Source organism: Phycisphaeraceae bacterium (genome assembly GCA_019454185.1).
Lineage (GTDB): Bacteria > Planctomycetota > Phycisphaerae > Phycisphaerales > UBA1924 > JAHBWV01.
Map to the genome: position 1 here is coordinate 417,308 of CP075368.1, position 18,683 is coordinate 435,990.

The window sequence follows — 18,683 nt, forward strand, 5'->3', positions numbered from 1 at the left end:
TGCGTGACGTTTCTTGCTCCGACCAGCGCGATTCTCGCGGCGGCGATCGGCCTTTCGCTGTTGATCGCGCTCTCGCTGCTGCGCCTGAGGCGACGCCCCGTGTGGGTTGCGTCGACGCTTTTCTGGGAGTCATCGGCGCGGGACCTTGAGGTCAATGTGCCGCTCCGCATGCTTCGGGCTTCTTGGCTGCTGCTGTTGCACGCTCTGGCGATCGGTCTGCTTGCGGCGGCGATCGGGCGCCCGATCTCTCAGGGCGGTGAGGAGTCGGCGACGCGTGTTGTGTTCTTGATCGACCGATCGGCCTCGATGGGTGCGATGGACCATGTCGAATCGTCGGGGGGGCGGACAACCCGGCTGAGGGGGGCGGTCGAGTTGGCGAGGCGTTCGATCCGTGACCTCGGACGGGGTGACCGATCAGCGGCGGCGATCGTGGTGTTTGGCGCGAGTCCGGTGATGCTCTCGGAGTTCACGTCGGACCGGCGGCTGCTTGAGCGTGCTCTTGACCAGATCACACCGACGCATGAGGATGATCGGGGCTTGGGCGCGGCGATGGAGCTGGTCCGTGCGATGATCGCGGACGACGGGGATGAGTCTGCGCCTCCGGCACGCGTTGTGGTCATCAGCGACGGCGCGCCAGCTCCGGTTGAGGGTGCTGCGATTCCGGGCGCGGTCATTGAGTTTCAGAGGGTCGGGCCAGATCCCGGGATCCTGGCTGACAACGTGGGGATCGTCGCGCTCGCGGCGCGTCGCTCGGCCGACATGCCTTCGCGGATCCGCGTCTTTGCGCGGGTGCTGAGTTCTGCGGATGTCCGGCGTGATGTGATCGTCACCTTTCGCGCCGGAGACGATGTTGTTGTGAGCCGGGCGGTGACGATCGAGCCCCGAGCGGGGGCTCAGCCGGAGGCCTCTGTGGTTGCGGATATCGACATCGCTTCGGATGCTCTGATCACTGTTCGGATCGAGAGGGCCGACGTGCTTGAGGCCGACAATGAGGCGTCCATCTGGGTTCGGGCGTCGCGACCGCTGCGGATCATGCTTGTGACGCCGTCGGGTGACCCTGATGCGGATGGTGCGTGGCCGCTCTTGGATGTGCTGACGGAGTTGCCGCGTGCGACGACACGTGTGGTTTCTGCGGTGGCGTGGAACGCGCTGGCCGGCACACGTGATGATGCGGAACTGTTCGCGGATCTTGTTGTGCTTTCGGCGGTCGAGCCGTGGTGGGCTCGTGCGAGAGCGATCGGCGTGCCGGTGCTCGCGTTTGGTGTGCTGCCGCCTGATCCGCTTGTGCAGCTCGAACGAGAAGGGCCTACCGGGAGCAGGATCATCGCTTGGGACCGCGAGCACTTGCTGACACGTCACGTCGCTTTTGACACGGTGCTGGCATCGCAGATGCCGCGGTACGAGTATTCGAGCGGGGCAAGGGTTGACCCGATCGTCTGGAGCGATGCGGGGATCGCGGTCAGTGCGTCGGAGGCGGGAGCCGGTCGTTGGGTGGCGGTTTCGTTTCCTGTGGCGTCTTCCAACTGGCCGCTTCAGCCGTCGTGGCCGCTGTTTGTGGAGAATGCGGTCGACTGGCTGACGCGCCGGACCGAGCGCGAGTCCGGCCGGGTGTGGTCTGCCGGTGAACCGATTTCTCTGTCGGTGCCTTCGCGGGGCGCGACATATGTGTTTCGGCCACCGGGAGCATCTGAGGGAAGGCGGGTTTCTTCGGATCGCTCAGGTGATGTTTCGATTCCGGCCCAGCCGCTTGCGGGCGTGTACCAGTTGGCATCGGAACAGGATGGGGAGTCTCACCCTGTTCCGGTTGCAGTGTTGAAGGGGGATGAGACGCTGTGCCGCACGAGCGATCGCCTCTCGATCGGCTCGCAGCCGGTAGAGGCATCGTCGGCGTCGGAGACACGTCGCGAGCTGTGGCCGTGGTTTGTCGGCGCGTTGTTGGTGGTTCTGACGCTTGAGTGGATGGTGTTCGCGTCGCGATCGCGGATCTCTTGAGGTTCTGAGGTGAGGGTCCCACGGCTGACGTGGGCGTGGGGTGATCCTGCTGATGCCGGGTTGTTCGCGGAATCTTGTTGCGATCACCGGTGCGTCCAGGATTCACCTGTGTTACGCTGTGTGCGATGAGACGCCGCAGCTTTCTCAAGTCGTTTCCAGCGATTGCCGGCGCGGCGGGGCTGGTCGGGTCGGCCAGGGGCACTGAGCGGGGTCGCGCGGCGTCCGGGAAGCGGGCCAGGTCGGTTATTTTCATGGTTTCAGATGGGATGTCGATGGGCACGCTGACGCTCGCGGACGCTGCGTGCCGCCTTCGGACGGGGATAGGTTCTCGTTGGGTGTCGTTGTGGAATGTGCCGGGCGTGGTGCGAAGCTCTGCGCGGACTGATGCGGCGGATTCGTATGTGACGGACTCAGCGGCGGCTGCATCGGCTTGGGGCATCGGACAGAAGGTCAACAACGGGGCTGTCAACATTACGCCGGACGGCGATCAGTTCGAGCCGGTGCTTGTCACGGCGAAGCGAGCGGGATTGGCGACGGGGCTGGTTACGACGACGCGTGTCACTCACGCGACGCCAGCGGGGTTTGTGGCGAACATGCCATCGAGGAATCAGGAGCGCGAGATCGCGTCGCAGATTCTTGAGCGGCGTGTGGATGTCGTTCTAGGGGGCGGCGAGCGATACTTCAATGAAGCGGCACTGGCTCCTCACGCGGACGTGACAGTTGCGAGGAGTGCCGGCGCGCTCTCGCTTGTGCCTGAGGATGTGGGCACGGGGCGTGAGGGCGCGGGGAGACTGCTCGGGCTGTTCGGGCGTGATCATGTGCCGTGGGTGCTCGATCGGACCCCGAGCGTGCCTTCTCTCGGCGTGATGACCCGTGCGGCACTCGATCGACTCTCGCGGTCGGATCGAGGGTTTCTGGTGCAGATCGAGGGGGGGCGCGTCGATCATGCGGCCCATGATAATGATGCGGGATCGCTGATTGCGGAGCAGCTGGATTTCGATGAAGCGATCGGGGTCGCGCTGGAGTTTGTGGCCAGAGATCCTTCGATTCTCCTGATCGTCACGACGGATCACGGCAACGGGAATCCCGGGTTGACGCTCTACGAGAAGGCGGGCAACGAGGGGTTCGGGCGGTTGCTTGGCGTGCGTCACAGTTTCGAGTGGATCGCTGCGCGTCTGGCAGCGGCTCGGACCGAGGAGCGTCCGGATATTCTCGTGCAGAGCGTTCGCGAGGCGACAGATGTGACGCTGAGGGATCACGAGGCGGAGATGGTGCTCCGTGCGGCGAACAAGGAGCGTGTGGATCCGTTCGCGCCGGCGAACTCGGGCATGCTTGTGCTGGGGTCGGTGCTGGCGAACCACTTCGGGGTGGCGTTTCTCTCACCGAATCACACCTCCGACATGGTGGAGGTCACGGCGATCGGTCCAGGATCGGAGCGAATCGGGCCCATCATCGACAACACCGGGTTGTATTCGGTGATTCGCGAGTCGCTCGGGATCTGACGGCGATTATCGGTTGACCATCAGCGAGATCGTGCGCCAGCAGTCGCGAAATGAGCCGCTCGCATCCTTCGGTCCGAGCTTCGGCACGACAGGAAACGGAGCGAGCGGGAGCTGGTTGTATCCGCCGAAATGAGTGTCGGTGAGCGGGGTGATCTTGTCGTCAACGCGGCTGAGCATGGAGTCGAGGTCGAGCCCTCGGGGCCAGGGGTGGGCGATCAACGGATTCGGGCTCGACTCGAGCAGGGGCCGGAGCGTGGCGTCGGCACGGGGGCCGATGATGAAATCATCGGGTTGCGTCACTTTGTTGGCGGCTCTCGTTCTGAGACGCTTGAGGTAGAGGTCGTGCGGCTCCGAGGGTGAGACCTCTGCCGAGACGATGAGCAGGCCGCGGGGGCGGAGCGCGGCGCACGCTTTGCGGAACAGTGCTTCGGCATCGGGATCATCGCCGAGCGCTCTGTGGAGGATCAGACGCGAGACGTTTGCGGGAGCGGGGGAGTTGAGCAGCGTGTCGGGAGTGATACGGGTTCCGCCGAACCTTGTGATGATTTGATCTGCTTCACTTGAGTGCGTCTCAGGGGAGACGAGTAGCGTGGATTGCGAGGGATGCGTACCGGTGTTCCATGCTGTCTGTATCGCTTCGAGCCAACCGGGAGGCGTCGTGCGCGGCGGGGGAGCAAGCGGCGCGGAGGGCACTGGGCCGAGGCCCTCGCGCGCGAAGGCGTGGTCGATCGATAGGGTGTAGCGTGCGGCAAGTTCGAGTTTGCGTTCGAGTGCTTCGATCTCGGCCCGGACGTGCGGGGCTTGCAACGGCCAGTGCTGCGCGCGTCGATCGAGCCAAGCGCGAGAACCCGTGACGATTGAGCGCGTCGCGAGCAGCCGATCGGCGGTCTTCTGCCCGGGATGTACGCCCTGGCACGCGACAAGGGTGCGGATCTGGCGGACGCGTGCGCCGCGCTCGACGAGTTTCAGCCAGAGGTGGTGGTCCATCGAGTAGTGGTTCTCTTCGTCCAACCCTCCGACTTCGCGGAAGAGATCAAGACGGAAGAAGACCTCCGGCTGCGCGATGGAGTGCCCGGCGAACCACGCTGATCGGAGCGAGAGGAGGGCCGGCTCGTCGATCCGCTCCGGTGGGATCGGCTCGTGAACGACCCGCCCATCATGTGAGACGAACCTGGCGCGGCAGACGAGCATGTCGGTCTCGGGATTCTCAAGCAGGAAGGCGGCGACCTCTCGGAGCACGCCGGGGAGGTACCAGTCGTCTGCGTTCAGCCATGCGCCAAAGCGTCCTTGCGCGAGGGTGAAGCCCTTGTTGATCGCGTGGGATTGGCCGCGATCCGGCTCGGAACGCAGGTGTGAGAGGCCGTGCGCTCGGTGCAGAATCTCGGCGGATCCGTCGCTGCTTGCGCCGTCCATCACGATGTGCTCGGCGATGCCGTGGGGTTGGTCGCGGACCGATGCCAGGCAGCGTGGGAGGAATTGTGCCTGATTACGGACCGGCGTCACGATCGAGAGGAGCGGGGGATGGGATGTGGTCCGTGCCTGATCCATTCGTAGCAAGTAAAGGTCGCCATCGGCGGCTGGGCATGAACACAGGCAGATGCGGGTGGCCTGCTTCACGGTGTCGGCGCACTACCATCGTCCCTCGATGCTTGCCGCACTTTATCGCCATCGCGTCTATATCGCCCGCACAGCGTGGCGTGATGTGCGTCATCGGCATGTGGGATCCGCGGCGGGCGCGGCGTGGAACATCCTGCGTCCGGTTGCGTTGATCGCGGTTTTCACGATCGTCTTCGGTCAGGTTATGACGGGGCGGGACGGGGGCGGTTTCACGGGCATTCACTTTACGTTGTACCTGTGCGCTGCCCTGCTTCCGTGGACGGCCTTCTCGGAGGCGGTGAGCCGGGGTACGCACGCCCTTGTCGGCGGCGCGGCGTACTTGCGGAAGCTTGCGATCGACGAGGAGGTGTATGTCGCGCAGTCGGTGCTGAGCGCGGGTATCTCGCTGGTGATCAGCATGGTGCTCCTGCTTGGTCTGGCACTGGTGCTGGGCCATGGACCGTTTGTGACGTGGCTGCTCCTCCCGTTGCCGCTGGCGTTGCTGCTGCTGTTCGGTATGGGGCTGGGGATGGCATTGGGGACCGTGTTCGTCTTTGTGAGGGATGTGCGTCAGATCGTTGAGATCGCGCTGCTGATCGGCTTCTGGACCGTTCCGATCGTTTATGATCCACGCATCGTGCCGGAGTGGTTCCGGGCGACGTTCCCCTTTAACCCGGTGTATCCGTTTCTTCACGCGGTGAGGGATCTGTTCCTCGCGGGGACCCTGCCGACTCTGGGCACCTGGGCTTTGATGCTCTTGTGGACGGTTGCGTCGATTGCCTTCGGGCAGATGGTGCTTGAGCGGCTGCGTCCGGAGATCCGTGACAACCTCTGATCCCGTTTCCTTCGTGGCACGGCTTGCCGATGCCGAAACCGTTGCCTGCCTCACCCTGTAGACTCCCGACCCATGCCAACCGCAGCCGCACCAGTCAGCACGAAGAACGTCGCAGAGCTCCGAGGCGTGCGCAAGGTCTATCGCAAGCCGGACGGAACCGTGATGGTTGAGGCCCTTCGGGGGATCGATCTTGATATCCCACGCGGCCAGTACATCGCGATCATGGGTGCGTCGGGCTCCGGCAAGTCCACGCTGATGAACATCTTGGGGTGCCTCGACCGGCCGTCGGAGGGGTCGTACACGGTCGATGGTGAGGACACCCGGACGATGCCCGATGAGCAACTCTCCGTCTTCCGGGGGCGGAAGATCGGGTTCGTGTTCCAGGCGTTCAACCTGATCCCGCAGTTGACGATTGAGGAGAACGTCGCGACGCCGCTCTTCTACCAGGGGGTTCCGAAGCACGACCGGATCAAGCGGGCGATCGAGTCACTTGCGCTCGTCGGGCTGGATGATCGAGTGGGGCATCGGCCGAGCGAGCTTTCGGGCGGGCAGCAGCAGCGTTCTGCGATCGCGAGGGCGCTCGTGACCAATCCGGTCATCCTGATGGCTGACGAGCCGACCGGAAACCTCGATTCGACCACCGGCCGGGCGATTCTCAGACTCTTCGAGAATCTTCACTCTCAGGGCATGACGCTCATCATGGTGACGCACGACGATTCGATCGCCAAGCGGTGCGAGCGTGTGGTGCGTCTGAAGGACGGGCTGATCGAGTACGACCGAATGGTCGAGAATCGCATCAGGGACTGAGGCGTATCGGGTCGGTTGAATGAGGGCCGCGAGCTTTAAGCGGCTCTTCGCATCGCCTGAGCGTCGGCGTCTCTAGCGGCGATCGCCATAGCGGTGACATCGTCGGCCTGGTGGAGCGAGCCGGCTTGTTCGAGGAGCACACCCCGGAGTTCGGCCATTGACTCTTCGAGCGATGCCGCGCTCTTTGGGTCGCAGAGTCGAGCGAAATGCTCGACGTATGTTGTCGTGGGCATGCGTATCTCGTGGGCGTCTGCGCCGGCCTTTGGGAAGCAGGTCTCGAACCCATCTGTGTACATGAGCAGCGTGCGGCCGGGAGCGAGCGTGAGTTCTGTCACGCCGAAGCTGGCGTCATCGAAGACGCCGAGAAGCGGGCCGTCGGTCTCGACGCGTTCGACGCCGCTCTTTGAGATCAGGAGCGGCGGTGGGTGTCCAGCGCCAGAGACTTTCACGACTCTCGATACTGTGTCGATTGTCGCGTAGATCGCGGTCACGAATCTGGTCGCGCCGGACTGAGCCGTCATGAGGTCCACGTTCAGTCGGTCGAGCATTGCGCCGGGATCGGCCATGACATGAGCGGGTGCTGATTGGATGGAACGAGCGATGATCATGGTGAGCAGTGCCGCGGGGACGCCGTGTCCGACGGCGTCTGCGACGAGAACGCCGATCGTTCGGTCGTCTATCTGTCGCACGCAGTGCATGTCACCGGAGACGTATCCGGTGGGCTGGTGGAGAACGGCGATGTCGAAGCCGCGGGCTTCAATGGTGCCGCGCGGCATGAAGTCGCGTTGGATCTTTGCCGCGAGCGACATCTCCTCGTGCATGCGTGAGATCTCGCCGTGCATGCCTCCCTGGCAGTGCTGGGCGATCGCGAGTTCATGGGCGAGTCGTTGGACGGTGTGCTGTCTGAGGGCGAGTGTGCAGAGCGCGGTGGCGATGCGTGCGGGCGACGCGTCGGCGTTCCAGACCATGATGCCGGGGGTCTCGGCCTGATCGGCGCCGCTCTCCTGGAGCACGAGGGCGGGGACGCATCTGCCGTCGAGCATGTCGAGGAGCTGCGTGAGCTTTGCGCCGCGCAGGGTCGGGTCTCCCACGACGAGGGTCGGATGCTGGGCGAGGGAACGCTCGAGCGCGAGCGAGCCGTGATCGACCATTCTCACGGTTGGTGCTGTGTACTCGGGAGGCCACTGCTCCAGGATCCGAGCCAGGAGCGCGTCGCACCGCGATGATTGCCCTTCGCCGTGCGCGACGATCAGCGTCCGATGCGTCATCCTGCTCCCCTTGGTGGCCCGATGTGCGCGGACCTTGTTTGGGGATCGGCTCAGCGTGCGAGCCGCTTCAGCCGCTCGGCATCCATGCCGATTGTTGCGCCCGGTTGAAGTCCGAGCGTGCGGATTGTGCCGCCCCGGAGTTCGATCGCGAACTGCATCGGTCCGTTGCTTGGATAGGGCTTCAGGCGATTCTCGTATGCATCCGGGGTTTCGCCGGGGGCGCGGGGTGGTTCGGGCTGCATCTCGTGGAAGGAGAGGATCCTGCCCGACGAGTCGAGGTAGATAATGTCGATGGGGATGGGGCAGTCGCGCATGACGAAGTGTCGCTCGGTCGCGTCCGGAAACACGAAGAGCATGCCGCTGTCTTCGGCGATCTCGACGCGTCCTGAGAGTCCCATCATCCTGACCGGATCACTCGCGGCAAGTTCGAGGTAGAAGTCTTTGGATCCGATTCTGACGCGTTCGAGTTCTGACGCCTTGGAGAGTCTGGCTGTGTCGATGGCGACTTTCTCGCCCTCTGTGATTCCGAGTTTCGAGGCCATGCCGCCCTCGATCTCGATCGCGAATTGGGCGGGGAAGCGGCTTGAGTACTTCTTGAGCCGTGCGTCGTAGGCGTAGTCGTCTTCGCCGGGGCGTCGCGGCTCCTCGGGTTGCATGGTGTGGATCGCCGTGATGCGGCCGGTGGCATCGATGAAGAGCACGTCGATGGGAATGGGGCAGTCGCGCATGAGGAAGCTCAGACGCTGAGCCCTCGGGAAGACGAAGAGCATGCCGGTGCCGGGGGGGATCTCGGTGCGACCTCCCATGCCCTTGATTCGCGCCTCGTTGGTAGCGGCGACCTCGAGCTTGAACGGCTTGTCCTTCAGTTTGACCGTCATTGTGGGGGCAAGCACGACTCGTTCGTTGCCCTTTGATCCGTCGCCCAGCCCGCCGCCTATAGAGATGGCGATCGCTCCGGCGACGGCGAGGAAAGCCAAGACACCGATCAGCTTGCCCATCATCGAACGCCCCTGCGAAGCCATGCGTCGTCCTCCGGCGTGAAAGTGATCGCTTCCTTGGGGATCTTATCGAGGGAGAATGCCTGGAGGAACGTGATTGCGGTGATGGGCTCGGGCCTGTTGATCATGGCGCACCAGTAGGCGATCAGGCCGATCACGCGTTCGGGCATCACGCCGAGCGATCGATAGGTGTCGAGGCGCGTGTCGCCGTGGCGTTTGGCCAGACGACGCCCGTCGGGACCCTTGACGAGCGGCAGGTGTGTGTAGGTCGGCTCGTTGGGGAGGCCGAGGGCACGGTAGAGCAGCAGTTGTCTTGCGGCAGAGTCCAGGAGATCATCGCCACGGACGACCTCGGTGATGCCCTGCCTTGAATCGTCGACGACGACGGCGAGCTGGTAGGCCGGAACCCGCTGCTTTGTCCAGACGATGAAGTCGCCAGCGATCTGCGAGATGTCGAATGAAGCGTGCCCGGCGAAGCGATCCTGGAGGTCGACCACGCCCGGCTCGACGACGAATCGCCATGTCGCGGCGTCGTTGTCGAACCCGCGGTTCATCGCGGCTCGGTCGATGGGGGGCCTGAGACTCGCGGGGAATCGGACCTCTCGCGAGCCATCTTGCGGTGCGGATGCGGCGTCGGTCTGCGCGGCGGTGTGTCGATCAACTTCTGAGCGGGAGAGCGCCGTGGGGTAGGCGAGCCCGGACTCTGCCAGGCGCTGCATCGCGTTTCTATAGACGTCGGGCGTACTCGACTGCCAGGTTGGGCCTTCGTCCCAGTCGATGCCGAGCCATGCGAGTGTGTCGATGGCATGTGTGTCGGCACCCGGCTTAATGCGGGGACCGTCGAGATCTTCGATGCGGAGCAGGACGCTCCATCCGGCCTGACGTGCCATCGCCCAGTTGATGAGGAATGTGCGGGCGTTTCCGAGGTGCAGCGCGCCGGTGGGGGACGGCGCGAGTCTGGTCTTCGAATGTGGGGGTGCTTCATCCACAGGTCGTCAAGGAGTCGTCTCTCCCGTGCGGCACGCCCGGGTGCGTTGCGCGCCGGCATCGGGTAGCATACCTCATACGCCCGCTGTCCGGGCCGACCACATCGCAGCCGGAGTTGCCATGCAAAAGCTCAACGAGGATCAGATCCAGGCAGAGCTGGCGAAGCTCCCCGAATGGTCTGAGACCGGCGAGGCGATCCATCGGACATACGGCTTTCAGGACTTTGTTCAGTCGATGGGGTTTGTGACGCGGGTTGCTGAGGAGGCGGAGCGGTCGCAGCACCACCCGGACATTCTGATTCGCTACAACAAGGTCACGCTGACGCTTTCGACGCACGATGCGGGCGGGATCACGATGAAGGACTTTGACCTCGCGTCCAAAGCGGATGGGTTTGCGAAGGCGCAGAGGTAGAGCAAGAACACCTGCTCGGCTCTTTGGGGCGTTGGATTTGTGTGTCGGGCACGGCTTGAGCGGGTGCGATCCACACACGATCAGCGAAGTTCGACGCTCCAGTACGCGTGGTCGAGGAATGCCTTCCACGACTGGTACTTCTCGCTGCCGAGGCGCAGGGTCACGAGCGGGTTGCGCTTGGGGCGGATGGGACGGCGGACGAGTTTCATGCTCGCCTGATCGGGCGTTCTGCCGCCCTTTCGAGCGTTGCATCTGATGCAGGCGCAGACGAGGTTTTCCCACGTGTCTTGTCCGCCCTGTGTGCGGGGCACGACGTGGTCTATCGACAGCTCGCTTGTGGAGAAGTGGCGGCCGCAGTACTGGCAGGTGTTGCGGTCGCGAGCGAAGAGATTGCGTCGGTTCAGCTTCACGACCTGGGCGGGGAGGCGGTCGTAGCCGAGGAGGCGCACGATGCGCGGCACGGCGATCTCTGTCCGGGTGGTGCGAACCCAGTCGTGGCGTTCGCGTTCGAATTGGCGCTGGAGCTCGGCGATCTCGCACCACGACTCAAAGTCGTAATTCAGGTACTTGCCGTCTTCGACGTGGACGACCTCGGCGATGTTGCGGACGAGGAGGCAGAACGCTCTGCGCGCGGAGACGACGCGGACGGCGGCGAACGCCCGGTTGAGCACGAGCACTTTTGCGTTCATGCCGTCAGCGCCGAGCATGCCGGGAACGATGGCGAGCCCGCCCGACGAAGAGACAGCGACATCCGTGTCGTCGAGGATGTGCCCCGGAAGGCCGATTCCATGCTCGGCTGTGTCGCCTTGCATATCTCCCTCTCAAGTCGTGGCTCCGCCACGCACCCGTAACCTTACAGATCGGCTCGCTGCCTATCAAGTCCGAAGGGAATGCCAAATCTCTTGCTCACAAAGACTTCGCACCCGGCATGTCGGTTGAGGCCCCCTTCGATCGGTACGGTGCGGCTTTGGGGCTGGGCGTCCGAGAAATGCTGTGGAGGGGCATTGGATGCCGGGATTCAGTGCCTGAAGTGTCTGTTTCCGGTGATGAGGCAGGTGACCCCCCGTTTTTCGCAGAGGTCGAAGGTCTCTTGATCGCGCTTCGAGCCCCCGGGATGGACGATGACGCGCACGCCAGCATCTATCAGAACGGTGGGGCCATCCGGGAAGGGGAAAAAGGCGTCAGAGAGGGCGATGGCACCCGAGGCGAGCGGGCCTGCCTTCTGGGTGGCGATGCGGCAGGAAGCGAGGCGGTCCATCTGTCCCGCGCCCGCGCCGAAGAGACGAAGGCAACCGCCATCGGCAGTCGTTGAGTCGATGCCGCCGATTGCGATGGCGTTGCTTGAGAGCGAGCGGCAGACGATTTCGAGCATCGCGGCGGCGGCGAGTGTCTGCTCGGTTGGGGTCGGTCCTGAGGTGTGTGTCCAGCCGGATGTGTCGCCGACGCGTGTGTCCTGGTCCTGTGCGAGCATCCCGCCGGAGATCGAGCGCAGTTCCACCCTGCCGGTGCGGCCGGATCGGAACGGACCTGTTTCGAGGATCCTCACGTTCGACCAGCGTTGTGCGATCATCGCGGCAGCGTTGGGCGTGTAGGCCGGCGCGATGACGACCTCGAAAAAGGTGCCTTCTCGGACGATTCTCTCTGCTGCTGTTTCGTCGATCTCGCCGTTGCACGCGAGTATGCCGCCGAACGCGGCGAGGGGATCACCCGCGATTGCCCCGTCGATGGCGGCGAGGGGCGAGCGGCCGATCGCGGCTCCGCATGGGTTCGTGTGCTTGACGACGCACGCGCCGATGTGAGCGGTTTCGCGGGGGAGGCCGCGCATCATGGCGACGAGATCGAGAGCAGCGGCGGCATCGAGGATGTTGTTGTAACCCAGTTGCTTGCCGTGGATCTGGCGTGCGTTTCCGATGCTTGTTTCCTGCGAGGTCGGATCGACATAGAGGGCGGCGCGTTGGTGCGGGTTCTCGCCGTAGCGAAGCTCTTCCTGCTTCACGAGGCGCGGCGAGAGCACGGGGGGAAAGGGGGAACCGTCGCGCTTGCCGAGATGTGTGGCGATCGCGGCGTCGTACTTGCTGGTCCGGCTGAAGGCGGCTGCCGCGAGTTCGGCCCGGAGGCGGTAGGTCGTGCAGCCGTCATGTGCGGCGAGTTCTGAGACCACGCGGTCGTACTGATCCGGGCTCGTGACGACGGTCACGGAGGCGAAGTTCTTCGCTCCTGAGCGGATCATGGAAGGGCCGCCGATGTCGATCTGTTCGATGGCTTCGGCATCGGTGACGCCTTCGCGAGCGATCGTCTGTTCGAAGGGATAGAGGTTCACGCAGACGAGATCGATCTCTCGGATGCCGTGGGCCTTGAGTGTGGAGACATGGTCGGGGTTTGACCTGAGCGCGAGCAGGCCGCCGTGGATCGCCGGGTGCAGCGTCTTAACCCTGCCGTCGAGCATCTCGGGGAAGCCGGTGAAGGCGTCGATCGGCGTGACCGGAAGCCCGGCGTCGGCAAGGGCCTTCGCGGTTCCACCTGTCGAGATGAGTTCGACCCCTCGCTCGGTGAGGGCGCGTGCGAATGGCACAAGGTCCGTTTTGTCACTGACGCTCAGGAGCGCACGGGCGATCCGCACATGGTCCGACATCTCGCCTCGCCTCCAGGGGCACCCCCTTCGCTTAACGAGGGAGATACTTTCCGATTTTGCCCTTTGCGTCGGTGACATAGATCACCGGGTCTGTGGATCCATCTGTGGAAAGGATCGAGACGCCCGGCAACTCGACCTTTGAGAGGATGTCACCGGTCGATGGCTCGATGAGCGATGCGGAGCGTCCATCCCACACGATGACGTTGACCCCTCTGGAGCAGACGACCGTTCCACGAAGGTCTTTGTTTTCCCACCTGACGTTGCCAGTCGAGGGCTCGATCGAGCAGAGGCCGCGTTCGGGAAGTTCACAGTAGAGCATGCCGCCGATGACGGAGGGCTGGACGGTGAGGGGGCGTGAGGTGCGGATGCGCCAGGCGATTCTGGCACCGTCGGGGTCGATGCCGTAGAGCGACTGGTCGCTGCCTGCGACAAACATCAGGTTTCCGTCGGATACCGGGTCGGTGGTGACGCCGCCGAAGAGGCGAACTCGCCCGAGGAGCGAGCCGCTCGATGCGTCGAGGATGACGGTGTCGCCCGTCTGCGCGACCACACCGACGGCCGAGCCGATACGGACCGGGGCGCGTTCGATTGCGCCGGACGTGCGGAAACCCCAGAGCTTGACGCCGAGGCCACGGACGTGGGCCATGACCTCGCCGACGGATGTGCCGTAGATCAGCAGGTCGCCGTCCTGGACTGGCCTGGTTGTGATCACTCGCTCGAAGCTTTCTCTGCCGACGAGCGTGCCGGTGTCGATGGCGAGGGTGAAGAGCTCGGTCTCTGCGGAGGCGTGGATGAAGCGTCCTTCGCGTGTAGGGGTTGTAAAGAGTGTCAGAGGTCCGGCGAGCTGGCTGGCCCAGCGGACGCCTCCGTTGCTCGCTTCGAGGATCGAGAGCGTGCTGCCGGATTCCTGGAAAGCCAGCACATCTCCCATGGGCTCCATGAACCTGGGTTTCTGGCCTTTGTCAACGAAGGCGAAGCCCCTCCAGTCGAGTTTGTAACCGAGTTGCCCGAAGGCGTCGGCTTGGGGGTCCTGAGGGACTGCGGACTTGGTTCGCGAGGAAGTGGTCTCGCAACCCGTTGCAAGGCAGCAGGTTGCGATGGTCGCGCAGGTGAGAAGAATGAGCGAGCGGCTCAGGGAGGACCGATTCTGCTGGTCGCGCATGGAACCCAACCTTACTTCTTCCCACGTCGATGCCCCAAGCCGCCGAACGCGGGCGGAATCCGGGGGCGTGGCAGTATGGACAGGGGTTCCCTGCCAGTCAAGCCCGGTGCTTGCCTTGATACCCCCTCTGATGCCCCTCTCAACCCTGCGAACTACCCTTGCAGCATGTTTACAGGCATCATCGAGTGCACCGGTTCCCTCCACGCACTCAACCCGACCCAGACCGGATCCGAGCTCCTGATCGATGCCGGGGGATGGGGCGTTGGGTTCGCACCGGGCGAGTCGATCTCTGTTTCCGGCTGCTGTTTGACGCTCGCCCCACGACCAGGGACGGCGTCGGGCCTGCTGCGCTTCGATGTGGTGCCCGAGACGCTCTCCAAGACGACGCTGGGCTTCATCGGCCCTGGAACGCGGGTGAACTTGGAGCGGGCGGCGACGGCGGCGACGCTGATGGGCGGGCACGTTGTGCAGGGGCACGTGGAAGGAGTAGGCATCGTACGAGGCGTGAAAGAGGTCGGGGAATGGCGAGTCACCATCGAGGCGCCTTCGGAACTGCTCCCCTGTATCACGCCAAAGGGCTCGGTCGCTGTCGAGGGGGTCTCCCTGACTATCGCTTCGGTGGATGTGGCGGCTTCATCGTTCGATGTCGCGTTGATCCCGACGACGCTCGACCTGACCACTTTGCGAGATCTGCGCGTCGGCAGCCGAGTCAATATCGAGACAGACATCCTCGCAAGGACGGTCGTTCACTTCATGCGGCATTTCACGGACCGGTGATCGGCATGCAATGGCCCGGTGCCCCCTCGGGGGAGGGGGCGCGGTAGACTCTGTGCGGGATATGCTGCGGATCATTTCCTGATCTGCTCCAGAACGGGCGTTCAAACGGCGGCAACTCGCCCTAGCATCCTCCGTGCGGCCGTAGCTCAGTTGGATAGAGCGGCGGTTTCCTAAACCGCAGGTCGTGGGTTCGAATCCCGCCGGCCGTGTTGACCGATTTTCAGTCGGCTTCACCCCAGCCGCCTTTGCTCGAGATGTCCCGATTACGCCCCACGTCATTCCTTCACGACAGGGGTTCGGAGAGACCCTCGCATGTCGATTTTCAAGCCCACCGCGCGAGCAGGCCGCTTGCTCCTCGCGGTCGTCGTTGCTTTCACCCCGTTCGGGTATTCAGCTGTGGCGCACGGACAAACAGCGGCCCAGCTCTGGAACAACAACTGCGTCTCGTGTCATGGGCAGAATGCACAGGGCGGCAACGCATCGAGCATGCTGGATGACGAGTGGCTGACCGGTCCGACCGATCGCCATCTGTTTGATGCGACGAAGAACGGGATTGTGGAGTCGGGGATGCCCGCGTATGGGGGGGCACTCACGGACGAGCAGATCTGGTCGCTGGTCGTACATATACGCGAGTTGCGGGCCGCGAACGAGCGGGCTCGAACCGGCTCGCCGAAGCCGGATCGCGACGGTGTGTATGCGACAGCGCACGAGCGGTTCAGGGTCGAGCGCGTGATTACGCGAGGCCTCGACATCCCGTGGTCGGTTGATTTTGTGCCCGCCGCCGGTCCTGAGGGCTCGCCCTCGGGCGTGATGCTTGTGACGAGCCGCTCCGGGGCTCTGCAGGTCTGGGCACGAGAATCCCTGAGTTCGCCGGTGGCTGGTGTGCCAGCGGTACGGAATCGAGGTCAAGGCGGCTTGATGGATGTGGCCGTGCATCCCGAGTACCGCTCGAACGGCTGGGTTTATCTCACGTTCTCTGATGCTCAGGGGAGCGGGCCTCGTGGACCGGGGTTCACGAAGGTCGTGCGAGGGAGGATCAAGGGCAAGGGATCTGAGTGGCGTTGGACGGATGAGGAGACGATTTTCGAGGCGAAGTCTGAGCACTACAGCAACGGGGATATCCACTTCGGGAGCCGCATCGTCTTTGAGCATGCTTCGATCAACGGGGCGGAGCCGGAATGGCTCGTGTACTTCTGCATGGGTGAGCGGGGTGTGATGGATCTTGCGCAGCGTCTGGATCGGCCGAACGGGAAGATCTTCCGCTTCCATGACGACGGGCGCATCCCCGCGGACAACCCGTTTGTCGGGCAGAGCGGCGTGTACGAGGCGATCTGGTCGTATGGGCATCGCAACCCGCAGGGACTGGCATTCGGCCTGGATGGTCGGCTGTGGGACACGGAGCACGGGCCGCGCGGGGGCGATGAGTTGAATCTCGTGCAACGTGGGAAGAACTACGGGTGGCCTTTGGTCTCCTTCGGAATCAATTACAGCGATGCGCCATTCCGCACGCCGTGGCCCACCGAGGGTCAGGACTTCGTGATGCCGGTGTATGTCTGGCTCCCCTCCATCGCTGCGTGCGGGCTTGACACTGTGCGTGCGGGTCCTGATGGCGAGGCGTTTCCGGCGTGGAGGGGCGACCTGGTCGCGGGTGGCCTGGCTGGGCAGACCGTTGAGCGGCTGCGCATCGAGGGCGAATCCGTTGTTGAGCGAGAGGAACTGATTCACGGGATGGGTCGGGTGAGGGATGTTGTCACGGGTCCTGATGGTTCGATCTATGTGGTGCTGAACCAGCCGGACCATGTGATCCGGCTTGTGCCTGCGAAGTGAGTGCCCGCGCGGCGAGGTTTAAGTGACACGGCCGTGACGGCGGATCGCACTGTTTCTCTTCGGTTCTGGTACAACTCCGGGACACACAGCTACCGGAGGTGCATGATGAATCGAGGGTTTGGTCGGCGATTTCCTGCAACGTTGGCCGTTGTGATTGGTCTTGCGGCGTCGAGCGCGGTGTTCTTGGGCTTTACGAGACAGCCGGGGCATGCGCGCGTGGCTCCGAGGGTCGAGCATGGTGTGCTGACCTTCGTAGGGACGGATGCGACGTTCTTGACTTCCGATGCACGAGCGCGACGCTGGCAGGAGATCGTCAAGGCGGCGGGTCAGCCCGTGGTCGAGGAGTACAACCGCATGTCGATTGTGGACACGATGGTCAACGGCGGGTGGGAGATCGTGGAGTACGAGTTCCTGCTCGACGCGGCGAATGGCGATGTTGAGAGGTATCTGCTCCGACGCACACGCTGACCATCGAGTGGGGACAGCGTCCGCGAATGGTCAGGGGAGTGCGTTTTCAATCTCGGACAGGTTCGCTTTCAGCACACGCCTTGCGATGGCGTCGAGTTGAGAGCGGTCTCCTGAGATGTGGATCGTTCGGTGCATGTGGGTTGCGCTCTGTCCGGGTGCGAGTGCCAGCGCGGGTGAAGAGGTTTCGAGTTCGTAGAAGGTGGGGCCGTGCTTGCCGGGGGCGTCGTTGTAGCTGTTGATGACGTCGCCGGCGTATGGATTCTGCTGGTGTTCCCACATGCTGTTGATGTACTCGCTCGACAGGTTGACACCCGGGGGCAGCGTGTATGTGACGAGGGTCAGGACGCCGCGTTCGGGATCCCAACTGCCGCATACCGGGAGCGCTCGCCCTGGGCCTACGCCGATCTTTGTTCTCATTCTGCTGTCGCCTCTGAAGAAGATCGCCTCGTCGGAGAGCGTCAGGCGGTCTTCGGGGACCTTTCCGAAGTAATCGTCCTTGACCACGGGTCCGTGTGATTCGTCTGGTCCGGGCTTGTAGGGGATCACTACGGTGCAGGTGTCCGAGGGCTTGAACATGCCCAAGATCCAGATGGAGAGAAGGCCGGTCTCGCGTCGCCACGGGGCCGTGCCGATGTTTGTGATCGTGTTCTCGGATTCAAACGCAACGAGATCGCATCCGGCGAGGTTGATGCCGAGGTCTCTTGCGACGCGATCCTGTTCGACGATTCGGATCGTCCGGTCGATACGCACGTCGAAGGTGGTGCCTGAGTAGTTAGTGAGTGTGCAGTCGTGTTTGAGTGTTACGGAGTCTGAGGTCTTGGAGACGACTTCATATGCGACCGAATCGATGGGCGCGGGCGTCTGCCAGTCCTTCAGCGTGAACTCGTCTCCCTGCTTGAAGAAGATGGCGAACTGACCACCCTCCGGCCCGAGCCAGAAGCGGTCTTCGCCGCCCCACACGCTGATTTTCGGCACCGGTTTGCCGGACTTGATCAGATCGTCGTTCAGGTACCCGTAGGAGAGGCCGTTCGGACCACCGAGTGTTGAGGTCATCACGCGGCCCTGATACTGCGGGGCGACCACGATGCGTGCCCGGCCATCGGCAGAGGTGATCTCGACAGTCTCTGAGTGTCGGGCAAGGAACGCGGCATCTTCGCCGAAGGTGCGCTCTCGCGGTGTGGCGCATCCTGTGAGCATGGTGATTCCTCCGGCGATCGCGGCTCCGAACGCTCTTGACACAGGACGATGCATGGCCGGCTCCCATACTACAGATGGCGACTGAGACGATACGCGGCTTGCGTGAGCCGCACGGAGCGATAGCGTACCGGGCTCGCACGAATCCTGCTCGCGCGTGGGCGGCTCGCATATCGAGCGGGTGTTCATTGGGCAGCGCGGACGGGTGCTGATTCTCGAGAAGGTTC

At 63.7% G+C, this 18,683-nt stretch carries 16 protein-coding genes and 1 tRNA gene; 9 read left to right on the plus strand and 8 right to left on the minus strand.

What is annotated here, in order from left to right; all coding sequences use genetic code 11:
* Positions 1–3: 3 nt before the first annotated feature.
* Together KF838_01730 and KF838_01735 are read left to right on the plus strand one after the other, a co-directional pair.
* Complete coding sequence (locus KF838_01730; GenBank protein ID QYK48586.1) at positions 4–1,992, plus strand: VWA domain-containing protein; 1,989 nt, start codon at positions 4–6, stop codon at positions 1,990–1,992.
* 125 nt (positions 1,993–2,117) lie between these two features.
* Positions 2,118–3,494 carry an alkaline phosphatase gene (locus tag KF838_01735; protein QYK48587.1) on the plus strand — a complete coding sequence of 459 codons (1,377 nt, stop codon included), beginning with the start codon at positions 2,118–2,120 and terminating at the stop codon, positions 3,492–3,494.
* Between the two features lie 6 nt (positions 3,495–3,500).
* Here the strand turns inward: KF838_01735 and KF838_01740 are convergent, their stop codons facing one another.
* Positions 3,501–5,042 (minus strand): glycosyltransferase, encoded by a 1,542-nt coding sequence (locus KF838_01740; protein ID QYK48588.1) that lies wholly within the window; start codon positions 5,040–5,042, stop codon positions 3,501–3,503.
* Positions 5,043–5,139: 97 nt separating this feature from the next.
* Here KF838_01740 and KF838_01745 point away from each other — a divergent pair, with 97 nt between their 5' ends.
* Both KF838_01745 and KF838_01750 read left to right on the plus strand, forming a co-directional pair.
* Positions 5,140–5,925 carry an ABC transporter permease gene (locus KF838_01745; protein QYK48589.1) on the plus strand — a complete coding sequence of 262 codons (786 nt, stop codon included), beginning with the start codon at positions 5,140–5,142 and terminating at the stop codon, positions 5,923–5,925.
* 72 nt (positions 5,926–5,997) lie between these two features.
* Positions 5,998–6,732 (plus strand): ABC transporter ATP-binding protein, encoded by a 735-nt coding sequence (locus KF838_01750; GenBank protein QYK48590.1) that lies wholly within the window; start codon positions 5,998–6,000, stop codon positions 6,730–6,732.
* 35 nt (positions 6,733–6,767) lie between these two features.
* Here KF838_01750 and KF838_01755 read toward each other — a convergent pair whose 3' ends face one another.
* From KF838_01755 to gluQRS, 3 genes are read right to left on the minus strand one after another with little or no spacing between them, the layout of a single operon-like run.
* On the minus strand, positions 6,768–8,000 hold the full coding sequence (locus KF838_01755) for a serine/threonine-protein phosphatase (GenBank protein QYK48591.1): 1,233 nt from the start codon (positions 7,998–8,000) through the stop codon (positions 6,768–6,770).
* A 50-nt stretch (positions 8,001–8,050) separates the two neighbouring features.
* On the minus strand, positions 8,051–9,022 hold the full coding sequence (locus KF838_01760) for a DUF192 domain-containing protein (protein ID QYK48592.1): 972 nt from the start codon (positions 9,020–9,022) through the stop codon (positions 8,051–8,053).
* A complete protein-coding gene (gluQRS, locus tag KF838_01765; GenBank protein QYK48593.1) occupies positions 8,998–9,987 on the minus strand; it encodes a tRNA glutamyl-Q(34) synthetase GluQRS in 990 nt (329 codons plus the stop codon). Before gluQRS ends, KF838_01760 begins: the two co-directional genes overlap by 25 nt.
* A gap of 118 nt (positions 9,988–10,105) precedes the next feature.
* On the opposite strand from gluQRS, the gene KF838_01770 reads away from it, so the two are divergent.
* On the plus strand, positions 10,106–10,396 hold the full coding sequence (locus tag KF838_01770; protein QYK48594.1) for a 4a-hydroxytetrahydrobiopterin dehydratase: 291 nt from the start codon (positions 10,106–10,108) through the stop codon (positions 10,394–10,396).
* A gap of 80 nt (positions 10,397–10,476) precedes the next feature.
* Here KF838_01770 and KF838_01775 read toward each other — a convergent pair whose 3' ends face one another.
* From KF838_01775 to KF838_01785, 3 genes are all read right to left on the minus strand, one after another.
* Positions 10,477–11,103 carry an HNH endonuclease gene (locus KF838_01775; GenBank protein QYK49803.1) on the minus strand — a complete coding sequence of 209 codons (627 nt, stop codon included), beginning with the start codon at positions 11,101–11,103 and terminating at the stop codon, positions 10,477–10,479.
* Between the two features lie 311 nt (positions 11,104–11,414).
* Positions 11,415–13,028, minus strand: a complete 1,614-nt coding sequence (gene purH / locus KF838_01780; protein QYK48595.1) for a bifunctional phosphoribosylaminoimidazolecarboxamide formyltransferase/IMP cyclohydrolase — start codon at positions 13,026–13,028, stop codon at positions 11,415–11,417.
* Positions 13,029–13,059: 31 nt separating this feature from the next.
* On the minus strand, positions 13,060–14,190 hold the full coding sequence (locus tag KF838_01785; GenBank protein ID QYK48596.1) for a PQQ-binding-like beta-propeller repeat protein: 1,131 nt from the start codon (positions 14,188–14,190) through the stop codon (positions 13,060–13,062).
* A gap of 165 nt (positions 14,191–14,355) precedes the next feature.
* Between KF838_01785 and KF838_01790 the strand changes: the two genes are divergently transcribed.
* The 4 genes from KF838_01790 to KF838_01805 all read left to right on the plus strand — a co-directional run bounded on the left by KF838_01790 (position 14,356) and on the right by KF838_01805 (position 17,262).
* The gene (locus KF838_01790; GenBank protein QYK48597.1) at positions 14,356–14,967 is read left to right on the plus strand and encodes a riboflavin synthase; all 612 of its coding nucleotides are present in this window, start codon (positions 14,356–14,358) and stop codon (positions 14,965–14,967) included.
* Positions 14,968–15,102: 135 nt separating this feature from the next.
* A tRNA-Arg gene (locus tag KF838_01795) sits at positions 15,103–15,176 on the plus strand.
* A gap of 103 nt (positions 15,177–15,279) precedes the next feature.
* Positions 15,280–16,794 carry a PQQ-dependent sugar dehydrogenase gene (locus KF838_01800; GenBank protein QYK48598.1) on the plus strand — a complete coding sequence of 505 codons (1,515 nt, stop codon included), beginning with the start codon at positions 15,280–15,282 and terminating at the stop codon, positions 16,792–16,794.
* Positions 16,795–16,935: 141 nt separating this feature from the next.
* Positions 16,936–17,262 carry a hypothetical protein gene (locus tag KF838_01805; protein ID QYK48599.1) on the plus strand — a complete coding sequence of 109 codons (327 nt, stop codon included), beginning with the start codon at positions 16,936–16,938 and terminating at the stop codon, positions 17,260–17,262.
* A gap of 30 nt (positions 17,263–17,292) precedes the next feature.
* Here the strand turns inward: KF838_01805 and KF838_01810 are convergent, their stop codons facing one another.
* Positions 17,293–18,513 (minus strand): hypothetical protein, encoded by a 1,221-nt coding sequence (locus KF838_01810; GenBank protein QYK48600.1) that lies wholly within the window; start codon positions 18,511–18,513, stop codon positions 17,293–17,295.
* Positions 18,514–18,683 lie beyond the last annotated feature (170 nt).